Origin of the sequence: Butyrivibrio sp. M55 (assembly GCF_900116865.1) — a bacterium.
Lineage (GTDB): Bacteria > Bacillota > Clostridia > Lachnospirales > Lachnospiraceae > Butyrivibrio.
Map to the genome: position 1 here is coordinate 125,632 of NZ_FPCD01000008.1, position 14,548 is coordinate 140,179.

At 41.7% G+C, this 14,548-nt stretch carries 20 protein-coding genes; 18 read left to right on the forward strand and 2 right to left on the reverse strand.

Annotated features, from left to right (window positions below; genetic code table 11):
• The first annotated feature begins 6 nt into the window (after positions 1-6).
• The 18 genes from BM398_RS10580 to BM398_RS10665 all read left to right on the forward strand — a co-directional run bounded on the left by BM398_RS10580 (position 7) and on the right by BM398_RS10665 (position 11,997).
• Positions 7-777 (forward strand): class I SAM-dependent DNA methyltransferase, encoded by a 771-nt coding sequence (locus BM398_RS10580; RefSeq protein ID WP_175531912.1) that lies wholly within the window; start codon positions 7-9, stop codon positions 775-777.
• Positions 778-849: 72 nt separating this feature from the next.
• Positions 850-1,290: a DUF5680 domain-containing protein gene (locus tag BM398_RS10585; RefSeq protein ID WP_092337639.1), complete on the forward strand. Its 441-nt coding sequence runs from the start codon at positions 850-852 to the stop codon at positions 1,288-1,290.
• 29 nt (positions 1,291-1,319) lie between these two features.
• Positions 1,320-1,703, forward strand: coding sequence for a VOC family protein (locus BM398_RS10590; RefSeq protein ID WP_092337640.1), 384 nt, complete (start codon positions 1,320-1,322; stop codon positions 1,701-1,703).
• Positions 1,704-1,717: 14 nt separating this feature from the next.
• Complete coding sequence (locus BM398_RS10595; RefSeq protein ID WP_092337641.1) at positions 1,718-2,194, forward strand: pyridoxamine 5'-phosphate oxidase family protein; 477 nt, start codon at positions 1,718-1,720, stop codon at positions 2,192-2,194.
• 38 nt (positions 2,195-2,232) lie between these two features.
• Positions 2,233-2,871: a methyltransferase type 11 gene (locus BM398_RS10600; protein WP_092337642.1), complete on the forward strand. Its 639-nt coding sequence runs from the start codon at positions 2,233-2,235 to the stop codon at positions 2,869-2,871.
• An 18-nt stretch (positions 2,872-2,889) separates the two neighbouring features.
• Positions 2,890-3,345, forward strand: a complete 456-nt coding sequence (locus BM398_RS10605; RefSeq protein WP_092337643.1) for a GNAT family N-acetyltransferase — start codon at positions 2,890-2,892, stop codon at positions 3,343-3,345.
• A 35-nt stretch (positions 3,346-3,380) separates the two neighbouring features.
• Positions 3,381-4,046 carry a zinc dependent phospholipase C family protein gene (locus tag BM398_RS10610; RefSeq protein ID WP_092337644.1) on the forward strand — a complete coding sequence of 222 codons (666 nt, stop codon included), beginning with the start codon at positions 3,381-3,383 and terminating at the stop codon, positions 4,044-4,046.
• Between the two features lie 137 nt (positions 4,047-4,183).
• Positions 4,184-4,783 carry a 5' nucleotidase, NT5C type gene (locus BM398_RS10615; RefSeq protein WP_092337645.1) on the forward strand — a complete coding sequence of 200 codons (600 nt, stop codon included), beginning with the start codon at positions 4,184-4,186 and terminating at the stop codon, positions 4,781-4,783.
• A 3-nt stretch (positions 4,784-4,786) separates the two neighbouring features.
• Complete coding sequence (locus BM398_RS10620; RefSeq protein ID WP_092337646.1) at positions 4,787-5,611, forward strand: HAD family hydrolase; 825 nt, start codon at positions 4,787-4,789, stop codon at positions 5,609-5,611.
• A 37-nt stretch (positions 5,612-5,648) separates the two neighbouring features.
• Positions 5,649-6,677, forward strand: a complete 1,029-nt coding sequence (locus tag BM398_RS10625; RefSeq protein ID WP_175531913.1) for a S66 family peptidase — start codon at positions 5,649-5,651, stop codon at positions 6,675-6,677.
• A gap of 44 nt (positions 6,678-6,721) precedes the next feature.
• Positions 6,722-7,543 (forward strand): alpha/beta fold hydrolase, encoded by an 822-nt coding sequence (locus BM398_RS10630; RefSeq protein ID WP_092337648.1) that lies wholly within the window; start codon positions 6,722-6,724, stop codon positions 7,541-7,543.
• Between the two features lie 477 nt (positions 7,544-8,020).
• Positions 8,021-8,473, forward strand: coding sequence for a GNAT family N-acetyltransferase (locus BM398_RS10635; RefSeq protein WP_092337649.1), 453 nt, complete (start codon positions 8,021-8,023; stop codon positions 8,471-8,473).
• A gap of 4 nt (positions 8,474-8,477) precedes the next feature.
• Entirely contained in the window at positions 8,478-8,924 is a 447-nt protein-coding gene (locus BM398_RS10640; RefSeq protein ID WP_092337650.1) for a GNAT family N-acetyltransferase, read from the forward strand.
• A gap of 42 nt (positions 8,925-8,966) precedes the next feature.
• Complete coding sequence (locus BM398_RS10645; RefSeq protein WP_092337651.1) at positions 8,967-9,344, forward strand: SdpI family protein; 378 nt, start codon at positions 8,967-8,969, stop codon at positions 9,342-9,344.
• Positions 9,345-9,382: 38 nt separating this feature from the next.
• Entirely contained in the window at positions 9,383-10,033 is a 651-nt protein-coding gene (locus tag BM398_RS10650) for a class I SAM-dependent methyltransferase (protein WP_092337652.1), read from the forward strand.
• A gap of 69 nt (positions 10,034-10,102) precedes the next feature.
• Positions 10,103-10,843, forward strand: a complete 741-nt coding sequence (locus tag BM398_RS10655; RefSeq protein ID WP_092337653.1) for a class I SAM-dependent methyltransferase — start codon at positions 10,103-10,105, stop codon at positions 10,841-10,843.
• 37 nt (positions 10,844-10,880) lie between these two features.
• Positions 10,881-11,369, forward strand: coding sequence for an AAA family ATPase (locus BM398_RS10660; RefSeq protein ID WP_092337654.1), 489 nt, complete (start codon positions 10,881-10,883; stop codon positions 11,367-11,369).
• A 100-nt stretch (positions 11,370-11,469) separates the two neighbouring features.
• A complete protein-coding gene (locus BM398_RS10665) occupies positions 11,470-11,997 on the forward strand; it encodes a DUF1697 domain-containing protein (RefSeq protein ID WP_092337655.1) in 528 nt (175 codons plus the stop codon).
• A 271-nt stretch (positions 11,998-12,268) separates the two neighbouring features.
• On the opposite strand, the gene BM398_RS10670 is transcribed toward BM398_RS10665, so the two are convergent.
• Complete coding sequence (locus tag BM398_RS10670) at positions 12,269-13,420, reverse strand: IS91 family transposase (RefSeq protein WP_092337656.1); 1,152 nt, start codon at positions 13,418-13,420, stop codon at positions 12,269-12,271.
• 1 nt (position 13,421) lies between these two features.
• Entirely contained in the window at positions 13,422-14,291 is an 870-nt protein-coding gene (locus BM398_RS10675) for a tyrosine-type recombinase/integrase (RefSeq protein WP_092337657.1), read from the reverse strand.
• Between the last annotated feature and the right edge of the window lie 257 nt (positions 14,292-14,548).

Sequence of the window (14,548 nt, forward strand, 5' to 3'; positions counted from 1 at the left end):
TTAGAAATGAACGAGATAAAAATAGATTGGAACAGCATGGCAAAGGCATATGAGGAGTTTAACAATGCAGAGGATTCTTATAGCTACTGCATTGAGTGGCCGTGCATTAAGGAAATGCTTCCTGATTTAAATGGAAAGACAGTAGTGGATTTAGGCTGTGGTACGGGGATATTTACTTTTCTTTTGGAAAAGAGTGAGCCGGCAAAGATTGTAGGAATCGACCTTTCGGAAGAAATGCTTAAGATTGCGGGAGAAAAAGCCGGCGCAAACAGTTCAAAGGCTGAATTTGTGCAGCATGATGCAGCTACTTGCAAAGAGGTGATAGATGAGCCTGTTGACTTTATTTTTTCATCAACAACAAGTCATTACATTGAGAATTTGAAGCAGCTGTTTGAGAATGTGGCAAAAAGCCTTAAAGAAGGCGGGGAATGTATCTTTTCCGTGATCAATCCTGTATATTCGGCGATGTATCCTGTTGAGCATGAAGATGGTTCTTTTCCTGAGGACGAAGAGTGGAATGTCAGATACATGGACAAAGCGATGAGGGCTTACATCCAGCCGTGGCTTGAGTACAACGATGACTATGAGAATCATCTCAGCAAAAGTTATCATCATACTTTTTCGGACTATGTAAATGCCATAGTTGGTGCGGGACTAAAAATTGAGAAGGTGTGTGAGCCGATGGCGCCCGAAGAATGGAAGGAGACGCAGGTTTATAGGTACGAGAGCTTTGTTGAAAATCCGGTGTATATGATCATCAAGATGAAGAAGGCGTAAAAAAGGAAGATTGCTGGAATAGTTGATGAAAGGCGGAGCTGACATCGGTTTATATTAGGAGACATAAGAAAAATGGACAAGAAGATAGTAGATTTTTTGATAAAAGCGAAGCAGGCAACATATGCCGGAAAAGGTGCAGAGACTACACCGTCCAGAGAAAAATCTCATGATCTGATCTATAAAGACGGAAATTACATGTACTATGATACGTATCTTGGCGGCAATAAGTTTGCTGGCGAGGAGGCACTTTGGAAAGATGGCGAGCCGTTCTGGAGCATGAACTATGTAGGAAGAGTTATCGGAGATGGTTTTAGTGGAGATTTCCTGAAGGAAGCTCTTTTGCATGTTCCGGAGGATAAGCCTTTCAGAGGTCCTTCTGATTACAGCAACGGTGACTATAATTACAAGTGCAGCGTAGACGGCGATTTTGAGTGGTTCAGCGGAAAAGAGATCATAAGCTATAAAGGTAATACTGTTTACGAATGTTTATTTCATGGCGGAGCGATTGAGTGACAGACTGGTTACAGCTAAGGAGGCAGCAGATGAAGATAGAGCATGTAGCAATGTACGTTAATGAGCTGGAGGTGGCAAGAGATTTCTTTGTGAAATATCTTGGCGGAACATCCAACGACGGTTATCATAATGAGAAAACAGATTTTAGATCGTACTTCATTTCTTTTGATGACGGGGCGAGGCTGGAGCTGATGAACAAGCCTGATATGTATGATATGGAAAAAACGCTTAATCGTACTGGCTTTATTCACATTGCTTTTTCTGTGGGCAGTAAAGAGAAGGTTGATGAGCTTACGGAAACTTTCAAGGTTGCAGGCTACGATGTTGTAAGTGGCCCACGCACCACTGGCGATGGCTACTACGAGAGCTGCATCGTGGGGATTGAAGGAAATCAGATTGAGATTACGGTCTGACAGGAGGGACGCATATGTTCAGAAAAATGAGAAGATTTACTCAGCAGATAACTGATGAAGAATGCATAGAGGTTCTCAAGAATACTAAGAGAGGTGTGCTTTCGCTTATAGGCGACGACGGATATCCTTACGGAGTTCCGCTTGTGCACTGGTATTGCGAAGAGGACGGTAAGATTTATTTTCACGGGGCAAAAGACGGACACAAGAACGATGCAATCAAGTCTTTCGATAAAGCCTGCTATACCGTTTATGATGAGGGATATCGTGAAGAGGGCGAGTGGGCGCTGAATTTTAAGAGCGTTATCACTTTCGGAAGGATAAGCTTTGTGGAAGATGAAGAGAAAGCAAAGAAGATCTGCATTGCCATGGTAAAAAAATTCACGGATGATGAGGAGTTTCTTGCAAAAGAGCTCAAGTTCTTTTTCCCACGAGTGCAGTGCTTTGAGTTTACACCGGAGCACATGACGGGAAAGAGGGTCAAAGAAGAATAATCCACAGGGACGGGGGTAGTGGTCCAAAAGGAGTGAAGATGAAAAATCCATGGGAAGAGATTGGGCTGGACGACTACGAGAATCATATGAAGCTTGATTCCGTAAAGCAGCTTCAGACGCTTAATTCGATGATGAAGGCGCAGTTTGACGAGTATCCCGTGACTACGGCGATGGTTCTCGGTGTCGCGGGCGGAAACGGTCTGGAGCATGTGAATCCGGACAAATATCAAACGATCTATGGCGTTGATATAAATGAGAAGTATCTTGAAGCTGTGGCAACAAGGTATGCGGATAAAGTTGATGACGGAGTGCTTAAGCTTCTTAAGGTTGATCTTATTTCTGAACCTGAGAAGTTGCCGCAGGTGGAGCTCTTGATAGCAAATCTGTTGATCGAGTATATCGGATATGATGCTTTTGCAAAGGTGGTTTCCGCGGTGAATCCGCGCTTTGTATCTTGCGTTATCCAGATCAATGAGGATGTCTGCAACTGGGTTTCCGATTCGCCTTACATTCATTCTTTTGACAGGCTCGATGAGGTTCATCATCAGATGGAGGAAAATGAGCTTGTTGCCACAATGGAGAAGATCGGCTATTTAGAGAAAGCGAAGATGAAAGAAAGTCTTCCGAACGGAAAGGCACTTGTTCGGGTGGATTTCAAGAATGAAGCACTTAACTGACATACTAAGGAGGCGTCTATGAACAACGTTACCTACAGAAGATTAACGGAAAAAGATCTCGAGGCTTTCATTGAAATGCGCATCACGCAGCTTCGCGAAGAGGGTGCGAAAGAAGATATCGATCTGCATCCTGCACTGAATGATTATTATAAGAGGCATTTAGGGGATGGGACGTTTGTATCATGGCTTGCGCTTGACGGCGAAAAGATTGTCGGAACGAGCGGAATGTCTTTTGTTGAGAAGCCACCGTACTTTGGGTGTCCGAGTGGCAAGATCGGGCTTCTTTCTAGTATGTACACAGATCCAAACTACAGACGTAAGGGGATTGCAAAAGATCTTTTGACCAAAGTTATCGATGAAGCAAGGCAGTACGGCTGCGGCGCGATTCAGATCACGGCGTCTGATATGGGCGTGAAACTATACACGGCGTGCGGGTTTGTGCACAACGGGAATTTCATGCAGTATAAGTTGTAATCAAAATGTTTAGTAAATATAAAAGGTGAAATTAAATGGCTTTACAAATGACTCACTTAGCGGTTGCCTTCAAGGTTGCAGAGATTTTGGGAATAGAGGATAACAGGGCGGAATATATTCTTGGATCCGTTGCGCCTGATTCTGTCTGGTTTTCGGATGCATATCTGGAGAAAAAAATTCATTCCCACAGTTTTGAAAACTGCGGACCATGGGGCGATACGCAGGATTATGGTAATTGGCTCCTGAACATAGAAGCCTTTTGGAAAAAGTACGTTGTAAATGAGAAAGACGCGCAGACGAGAGCTTTTTTGACCGGAATGTGCGTGCACAATCTGACTGACTATTGGTACGACCTCATGGTCTGGAGCGCGCTTAAAAGAAAGATGATTCCGCCGATGACGTTTGATAAGTTTAAGGAAAAGTATTATCCTGAGGCGCAGTGCCTGGATAAATGGCTATTTAAGAATTTTTACGGGGCAAAAGAGATTTTGAAGCTGCTTCGGGAGTCGAAGGAAACAGACTTTGAAGATTTCGTTACGGCTGATAATCAGGTTGAGATGAAGGATGTGCTGATCGGGGATAGGTTCAATATTGAAGGTACGGTTGATGCGTCTTCGAATAAAATTTTTACGGCGAGCATGCTGAGCCAATTTATTGACGAAGCTACAGACAAGATATGTGAGCAGATACGAAATTATTAAAGCGAACTGTGATATTTTTCATGTGATAATTTGAAACAGTGAATATATTGAATGCGTTTAAAGATTGGAAAACGCCGATTAGATCATTGTTTTCATAGATGTTGTGATAAAGCATAATTGACAATGAGGTTTGCAAAATGAAATTTTATGTAGATTTTGATGACTGTCTGTGCGAGACGGCAAAAGCATTTACGGTGATCGCAAAAAGGTTTTTCGGAAAAGATGTTCCGTATGAGAAGGTGCGTTTTTTTAACCTTCAACAGTCTTTTGAACTTACCGATGATGAGTACGAAAAGCTGATGCTTGAGGGGCATCGCACGGAGGAGCTTCTTTCCTATGATGAAACTCCGGGGGCTTCTAAAGTGCTTAATGAACTTATCGATAAGGGGCATGAGGTTTTTGTTATAACGGGGCGTCCGTCGAGTTCTTATGAGGCATCAAGGAGATGGCTTGATGAGCATGGTCTGGAGCGTGCGACGCTTTATTGCCTGAACAAATACGGCAGGGACTCTTTTATCAAGAACAGCGATTTCAATCTGGAGCTTGAGGATTACTATAAGATGAGCTTTGACTATGCGATTGAGGACTCGCCGATGGCATTCAAGTTTTTTGACCATATGCCTGAGCTTAAGGTTCTTGTCATCGACAGGCCGTGGAATCACGAGTGTGAGCTGCCGGGAGAGAACTACACAAGATGTTTTGACTGGGAGCAGATAAGGCGTGAGATTGGAGAATGATTATTGAGAACATTATACGTTTCAGATCTTGACGGAACTTTGCTGCAGAGCAATGAGCAGATGTCAGAATATACGAACAATACGATAAATACGCTTGTGAGCAAGGGAATGCTCTTTTCCTATGCAACGGCACGTTCCCTGATAACGGCCAAAAAAGTCACTAAAGGGCTTAGCGCAAAGATACCGCTGATTGTTTATAACGGTGCTTTTATCATTGATAACGTCACAGAGGAAGTGCTTCGGGCAAATTACTTTGATGAGAGTGTGAATGATGTTTTGGAGAATCTTTTTTCACATGATATATATCCGATCGTGTATGGGATTGTTGATGGGAAAGAGAAGTTTTCTTTTGTCCCCGAGTTATGTACGAAGGGAATGAACACATTCATAAATTCCCGCAAAGGTGACATTAGGACTAATCCGATCGATGATTATAGAAATCTGAAAAAGGGAAATATCTTTTACATTTCCTGCATCGATGAGACTGAGAAGCTTGCGCCGATGTATGAGGCGTACAAGAGGGATTATCACTGCGTTTTTCAAAAAGATATTTATACGGGCGATCAGTGGCTTGAGATTTTGCCCAAGGCTGCGTCAAAGGCAAATGCTGTCAGGCAGCTGCGTGAGATGATCGGCTGCGATAAAGTTGTGGCTTTCGGCGACGGCAAAAACGATATAGACCTGTTCGAAGCCGCAGATGAAGGATATGCGGTCAGCAATGCGCATGAGGATTTGAAGAAAGTCGCCACGGGCGTCATTTTGTCCAACAATGAGGACGGAGTTGCGAAGTGGCTTGAGAAGGAAATGGACTCTCGGGGACGGGGGTAGTGGACCATTTTGGGGAAGCTGTATTTCAGGAGATACTATGAGACAACTGGTAAAGCCGCGCCGATTGAAGCCGGGGGATACGATCGCAACGATCAGCCCTTGCAATGGTTGGGCCGGAGATGAAGGCATAAAATGGAAATACGATTTAGGCGTTTCAAGGCTGAGGGAATTGGGACTTAATGTCATTGAGGCTCCAAATTCGATGAGAGGTTCTGATTATTTGTCTAAGAACCCGCAGGCCAGAGCCGAAGATATTATGTGGGCTTTTGAGAATAAGGATGTGCATGCGATTATCGCCAATGTAGGCGGTTGTGACAGCATAAAGCTTATTCCGTTTATTGATCATAAATCGATTTCTGATAATCCCAAGATATTTATCGGGTATTCCGATGTTATGAATATTCATTTACTATGCTATAAATGCGGTCTTGCAACTTTCTACGGAGATAACCTTTTGACACAGATTGCAGATCAGGCAGGGTGGCATGAATATAGTAAAAAGTGGTTTATAAAAACGCTTTTTGACAGTTCGGTTATTGGAAACATTGAACCTGCGGACGAGTGGACATTTGAGCCGTCTGATAATTTTGATTCCAAAAAGATCAGAAGTTATTATCCAAGTAGCGGATATGAGATTATTCAAGGACAGGGACAGATAACAGGGCGACTTTTTGGCGGTCACACGGGCATTATGGAACTTGAGGGTACGGCGATAGAGCCGGAGCTTGATTACTATGAAGATGCGATATTATTTGTTGAGGACATCCCTGAATTTTTTGACGAAGAATTCATAAGAACTTTTTTTGATAAGTTGGGAGAAAAAGAAATCCTGCATAAACTAAAAGGCATTATTATCGGAAAGGCTAATGAACAAAGCTCTTTTACCAAACAAGCTCAAGTCATACGGCAGATTGTTTCCGAGAAGTATTCCTGCAAAATGCCTATAATGTATGGTCTTAATTTCGGGCATTCATCGCCGATGTTCATTTTACCTTACGGTGCGCAGGCAGAGATTGATTGCGATAAGAGGACGTTTTCTGTTTTGGAAAGCGGAGTTGCGGAGTGAGATGAGGGGCTGAGATGACATATTTGGGCGATTGAGGAGAACTGATGGAGCATAAGACAATAAACGGGGCCGGCGGAGCAGTGCATTACTGGATTTCGCGGCCAAAAGAGACATCTAAGAGAGCTATAGTTTTTACTCACGGAGTTACTGCGGATCATACGATGTTCGAGAAGCAGGTCGATTATTTTGAGAAGGAATACACTGTGATTACATGGGATGTTCCGCTTCATGGGCTGTCCGTAGATTACAGGGATTTCTCTTTCGCAAATACAGCGAAGGATCTTAACAGCATATTGGAGCAGGAAAACGTGGAATCTGCGGCTTTGGTAGGCATGTCGCTTGGCGGATATCCGTCGCAGATGTTTGCTCATATGTATCCACAAAAAGCGCAATGTTTCATAGCGCTTGATACTACACCTTTTGGGAAAAAATATTATTCCAAGTTTGATATGTGGTGCCTTTCAAAGGTTAAGCCGATGGCTCGGATGTTCACTGACAAGGCGCTTCGAAAGATCATGGCGAAATCGATATCGCTGACGGATTATTCATATAATAAAATGCTGGAGATTCTGGCGTCCATGACAAAAGCGCAGATCATCGAGCAGATGGACGTCGCGTACGGGAAGTTTGCGCTGGAAAACAGAGATATTGAGCTTAAGTGTCCTGTACTTATTTTGCTTGGAGATAAAGACAAAACAGGGAAGGTTACGCAGTATTGCTGGGCTTGGGCAAAGAATACAGGCTATCCGCTTCATATCATTGAGAATGCATCGCATTTTTCAAACGGAGACAATGCGGAGCAGGTAAATAAAGAGATTGCGGAGTTTTTGGACTCCTTGGGACGGAAGGTTGAGCATGAAGATTAGAATTTTACAAGGTGTTGAGGAGGCGAAAAAAGCTAAAGGCACAGCGGTTGTGTGAAGGCAAGATGACTGGTTGAATGTGTCGCTGAATGAATTATTATGGCGGGAAGCATATTGATTGTGGTTGTATGGCATGTTTCATATGTATTTTTTGCTGTGCCAGAACGGTTTTTTGACCGGAATGTTTGAGGGATACATATTAAAGTTTGCGATATGGAAGGGTTCGTATGCATTTTGTTTCTTTTTTTACCTGTAGATGATAATGGAAAGCACAAAAAGGCATATTAACGAGATGATATGATTCATTTTAATATGCAGTGAAGGTTATAAGCGTGGTCAAGTTAGTAAAAGATTGCCGCTGAGGAGCATATTAAATAAGGCGTTTTGAATGTATTAATATGCAAGAGGGGCGTTTGATCATAAGACTACTTGAGCAGAAGGCTAAAGTGATTAAAATATATCAATATTTCAGGAGAAGCTATGGATTACAATATTAGGAAAGTCACAATTCAAGACTATGATGATATATATGAATTATGGAATAGTACGGAGCAGAGCAGAAGAGCGCTGAATCCCGTCGATGATTCGCGCGAGGGGATTGACAGATATCTAAAGAGAAATCCCAATACATGTTTTGCGGCAGAAAAGGATGAAAGGATAATCGGAGTAATATTGACGGGACATGATGGACGTCGCGCGATTGTTCATCATATGTGTGTTCATCCGGACTTTAGGCGCAAAGGAATTGCCGGCCGGTTGGTAGCAACAGCTGAGGAAGCGCTACAGAAAGAAGGAATTCAGAAGATATTCGGACTTGTTTTTAAAGATAATGATACGGCAAATGATTTTTGGGAACAGCAGGGATATTCGCTAAGGACAAATCTCAATTACCGCAATAAAAGCTTAAATACGGAGATACCCATAGGGGAGTGAATTTATGGTAGAACTAAAAGAAATAACAGAAGAAAATTTTATTGATGCATTTAATCTCAAGCTTGCACCGGGGCAGGAGGAGTTTGTGTCGCATCCGATACGGAGCCTTGCGCAGGCATATGTGTACAGGAACCAATGCCGGCCGTTTGGAATCTATGCGGAAGGGAAGATGGTCGGATATGTCATGGTGATTTATGATTATGATATTCCGGAGTATGATATCTGGCACATGATGATCGATAAAGATTGTCAGGGGCATGGTTACGGAAAAGAGGCGCTTGACCGCGTGCTTGAGTATATTAAAACGAAGCCGTTCGGCGATTCGGGAAGAGTTGTTTTAACCTGTAATAAAAACAATCCCGTTGCGAGAAAGATGTATGAGGACAAGGGATTTGTGGCAACCGGGAATGAGGACGAAGACGAAATAGAACTTGCTATGACGGTAAAGTGATATGATTATTATTGTGAAAAAACAAATATGCGGAGGAGAACAATGGGATTCTGGTTTTTTATGGCAATAACGGATTTGCTTTGTCCGGGCATCATGATCTTTTTTGGAAAAATGTTTATGAAAAAAGCGCCAAAGAATATAAACGGCGTGTTTGGTTATCGAACGAAACGTTCCATGCAGAATAAAGACACTTGGGATTTTGCTCACAACTATTTTGGAAAGATATGGTATATTTGCGGGCTGGTTTCAATTCCTCTTTCGATAATTCCCATGTTATTCGTGTTGGGAAAAGATTACGATCAGATCGGAACTGTTGGCACAGGTATTATTATTGCACAAATACTTCCGCTTGTTGGAGCGATGATTCCGACAGAGCACGCACTTTCGAAAAGATTTGACGAGCTTGGAAGAGTTCGATAAATAGATTCGGATGCATTCAAATGGGGGAGTGACTGAAAATGCTTGAAAAAATGGATGATTTTTTTACTGCCCGTGCTAACGGATATGACGAGCATATGAAAAGCAATATTGTAGGTGCTTCGGCGTTTTATAAGTATACGGCTTCACTTTTACCTATGGAGAAGAAGGCGAAGGTCCTGGATCTTGGTTGCGGTACCGGCCTTGAGTTAGAAGAGTTTTTTGCTGTAAATCCGTATGGCAGTGTTACGGGGATAGACTTGACGAAAGCTATGCTTGAAGCGCTTAAGACGAAGTTTTCGGATAAAGATATTACTACGATCTGCGGATCGTATTTTAATGTTCCTTTTGGCGAAGAGGTATTTGATGCAGCAGTGTCTGTGGAATCTTTGCATCATTTTACCAAGGAGGAAAAAATACCTCTATATACCAAACTAAGAAAAGCTCTTAAACCCAGAGGCTATTTTGTTATTACAGATTATTTTGCGGATTCGGATGAGCAGGAAGAATTCCATAGGCAGGAGCTTCTTCGGATAAGAAAAGAGCAAGATCTTTCGGATGATATATTCTATCACTATGATACTCCGTTGACAGTTGAACATGAAAAAGAAGCCCTTCTTGCTGCGGGATTTATGCAGGTTGAGGAACTCAACCGGTGGGAAGTGACTCATACATTAAAAGCAGTCAGGTAGCCGGTGGGGGATGCGGAATCAAGTTTACAGGACAGTTAGGCAACAATGAAAGTGACCGGGAGGTAGGAGATGGCAAAGCAGAATATTTTTGACAATGAAACTTTTTTTACCGGATATAGTAAGTTGCGTGAGTGCGAAGTGAACGAGAATAATCTGTTTGAGCTTCCGACTTTGCGTTCGCTTCTTCCTGATCTTAATGGTAAAAGAATTCTTGATCTGGGATGCGGAACCGGTGAGCGTTGCAAGGACTATGTGAGGCACGGGGCAACAGCGGTCACAGGCGTTGATATTTCAGAGAAAATGCTCGCCGTAGCTAAGGCAAAAAACAGTGATCCAAACATAACGTATCTTGAAATGCCGATGGAAGATATCGGTTCTATAGGCGGCGAATTTGACGTGGCAATCAGTTCGCTGGCGCTACATTATGTCGAAGACTTTCAAGGTGTTGTGAAGAATATTTACAGGCTGTTATGTGACGGCGGAATCTTTATCTTTTCACAGGAGCATCCGCTCACGACATGCTATTCAGGCACCGGTGACAGGTGGACCCGCGATGAGAACGGGAACAAGATCCATGCGAATTTAGCAAATTATTGCGTGGAAAAAAGAAATGAATCGACGTGGTTTGTTGAAGGAGTCCAGAGATATCACAGGATGTTTTCAACTATAGTAAATACGCTCGTTGATGGCGGATTTAAGATTCTCAGAATAGAAGAACCTTATCCGACTGAAGAAATTGCGCAGAAGTATCCGGAGTACAGAGATCTTTTTCACAGGCCGGATTTTTTATTTGTGAAAGCAGGGAAGTAAGCGCTTAGTGGAGCGGACATGATAGGAGTTATAGAACATGAAAGTATACATTATCAACGGCCCAATGGGTGTTGGGAAGACGGTTACAGGAAAGCGCATTGCTGAAAAAAATCCCGGAACAGCTTTCATTGATGGCGATTGGTGTATGGATATACATCCTTTTGTCGGGAATCGTGAAACAAGAGCAATGGCAGTTGATAACATTCTTCATATGATTGGGAATTATCAGAAATGTAGTGAGTGCAAAATGGTTGTTCTAGTATGGCTGATGGATGACAGAGAAGTATTTCAAAGCATTGTTGATGGACTTACTGCCTTGAAGGCAGAAGTAAAGAGCATTACATTGATCTGTGACAAAGATGCGCTGATCAAGCGCTGGAAGAATGATCACAATTGCGAATGGAGAACGGACAAGTGGCTTGAGGTCAGTTTGGCTTCATTACCGTACTTTGCTTCAATGAAAGATGTTATAGATACAGGCGAGTTGTCTGTTGAGCAGGTTGCTGACATGATTATGGGAGAATAGATACAAATCGGGATTTTTAGAGGCAAATTATATCATAGTATGAATTTCCGATTTTGTAGAGATGATGATAATCCTAATTTGTATGGTTAAGGGGGACTCAATGAAAAAATATATAGCATTTCTTCGTGGTATAAATATTAGCGGTAAAAACAAAATTAGAATGTCTGATTTGAAGTTGGAATTTGAAAATGCAGGGTTTACGCAGGTGTCAACATATTTGAATAGTGGCAATGTTACATTTTTATCTGATGACAATAATCTTAAGAATAGAATTGAAGATATGATTATAAATAGATTTGAACTTCGAATTCCAGTATATGTAGTTGAAGCAGATGTGTTAAATGATATTTTGTCTAATGCGCCTGAATGGTGGGGGTCAAATAGTAAAGAAAAATATGATAATTTAATTTTTGTTCTTTCAGATGATACACCTGAGCAAATATATGAGATGGTAGGACCACCTTCCGATGAACTTGAAAAAGTGCAAAAGTATAAGAATGTTATATTTTGGACTTTCGATAGACAGCAATATCAAAAATGTAATTGGTGGAAAAAAACTGCAACTAATGAAATTGCAGATAGATTAACAATGAGAACAGCAAATACAGTAAAGAAGGTTTGCAAATAAAATCGGAACGTAAACAATCGGTGTAAGCCCAAACAAAAAAACAGACTTCATATAACTAAAATCTGTCCTTTTGTTTGGGTTTCAGACCGATTTTTATCTGAGTGAACTAAGTCGCGTCCGGGTGGCTATGGAATTTCAATCTGCCACCTCATAAACAAATCTTATCATTATCTCATGGTTTTAGACACCCTCAAAGCATAAATACAGTCTTTATTCCACGACAAATAAGCCTTCGTAAAAAGGCTTGTCTTTCGATATGAGATCCACTTATTCAACAAAGCATATATCTGCCGTTCATACGAAAAGTAATAAGAGGTTCACCACATTTGGAGCATTTGCAAATGTCATGTTTATAAAGAATCTTAATCTTTTCTGCGGTTGTTTTCCCTCTGAGCTTTGAAATATATTGTTTACAGCCGAGCAGATTCCTACAGAGAGTCATTTTCTGTGTTTTACATCTACAGGCAAGAAGGCCATAGTAGCGTATCCTTACAAATCCCTTGGGAAGTATATGGAGCAAAAAATGGGACAGAAATTTTTCTCCTGAGATTGTCATAGGCCTATATTTACCATCTGTACGATAGTCCTTTGCACTGAAGGTGACGTACTCAGAATCCATGCTTAGAATACGCCTGTTGCTAATAGCAATCCTGTGAGTATATTTTCCAAGGTATTTAAAGACTTCCTGAGCTCCTTTAAATGTCCGTTTGGAATACACAACCCAATCCATAGCGTAGAGCTTATCAAGAAGACACTTGAATTCATACTGATTCCTAAGTGTTTCTGCACCACCTGCGTAGGTCAGCTTTTCGGACTCATGAAGGGATTTTAGCTCTTCCAGATAGTATTTCTTGAAAACGGCGGACATAACCTTCACAGGCAGAAAAAATTTATTTCCTTTGTCCTTCCAATGGTTCTTGTCATCAAGTCCGCCTCCCAAGACTATCGTATGAATATGTGGATGATAATTAAGCTTTGAGCCCCATGTGTGGAGAATACATATATATCCTATCTTTGCGCCAAAGTGCTTGGAATCTTTGGAAAGCTCTGACATAGTCTTATTAGCAGCATGGTAAAGGGCATCATAGAGCAGTTTCTGATTAGCGTAAATCAATGGATATAAAAGCCCTGGTACAGTAAACACTGTATGAAAGTAAGGAGCATCAAGGACATCTTCTCGTCTTAAGTCTATCCATTCATCAACCTCCATTGCCTGGCACATGGGACAATGCCTGTTCTTGCATGAGTTGTAATGGATAAATTTAGAATGACAGGATTCACATTCACTTACATGGGCGCCCATTTCTGCTGTGCGACATGACCTTATGCATTGAATTGCTCTGAACTGCTCATCAGAAAATGATCTGTCAGCAATCGTAGGAAGAAACTGTTCAAAAACATCCTGAATAGTTATGTTATCCATGTCAGCCTTCCTTCTTCTTTCGCTTGCCCTTCTTTTTCTTGGGAGCATCCAACGGACTCTTTACGCCCATGATGGCTTTGTTTGAAACATGGATATAAACCTGGGTCGAATTCGGAGATCTATGACCAAGCATTGCCTGAACATACTCTCTGTCAGTATGAGTCTCAATCAAATGAGTGGCGAAGGAGTGGCGCAGCATGTGAGGATGAAGGTCTATACCAGCTTCTTTGCCTATCCTTTTCATCATGATCTCGACACCGCCTACATGAAGCGGAGCATGAGGATTCTTCAATGTAACAAAAAGATAATCCCGTGGTACAGGATATGAACGCCAATACTGTTTCAAGAGCTCTAAAGTTCTTTCAGAAAGAATAGTCCAATGATCTCCGCGGTTTTTACTGTTACGAACATGAACCTGCATGGTACTCATGTAAATATCACTTGGAGCGAGGCGTACAACTTCTCCTGCCCGTAGACCGGAAGAATAGACAAGAGCTATTATGGCTTTGTTTCTGATGTTTTCAGCAGTATCTATGAGCTTTTCAATTTCTTCCAGAGATAGAGTCTGTGGTAATGTCCAGTCGATCTTCATTCTGGGAACGATATCAAGATCCCATGGGATATGAAGTAGATGTTTAAAAAAGAATGATAGTGCAGAACTCATAGAGTTGCAGTAACCTGGAGTGGCACCATCAGTTCTACGCTCAAGAATGTAATTGCGGACATCATAAAGGGTGAGTTCTGAAATAGACTTTTCACCTGCCCACTCCAGGAACTTAGTAGTATGAAACTTATAAATGAAGCACGTTCTTGGCGAAAGATTTCTTATTTCGCATTCCTTTTCAATTCTTTGTAGTATTTCTTCGTACATAAAAAGCCTCCATAAGTAGTAGTAATCTAATAGTTACCCTAACCATGGAGGTGGACGATTCCAATAAAAATGCTTGTATGAAGTAATGATAAATGATACGCTTTTCATGGCAGTAGTAGTGGTTTTGGTAATGTTCAGTTTTGGTGTGGTAACTTAAACATACATCATCAGAGTTTCACTATCTACTGCTTTTTAAGTAAAAGAAAAACGCTGCGCCACAGCCTTGGCAGGCCGTCGCGCAGCGACTTAGTTCAATT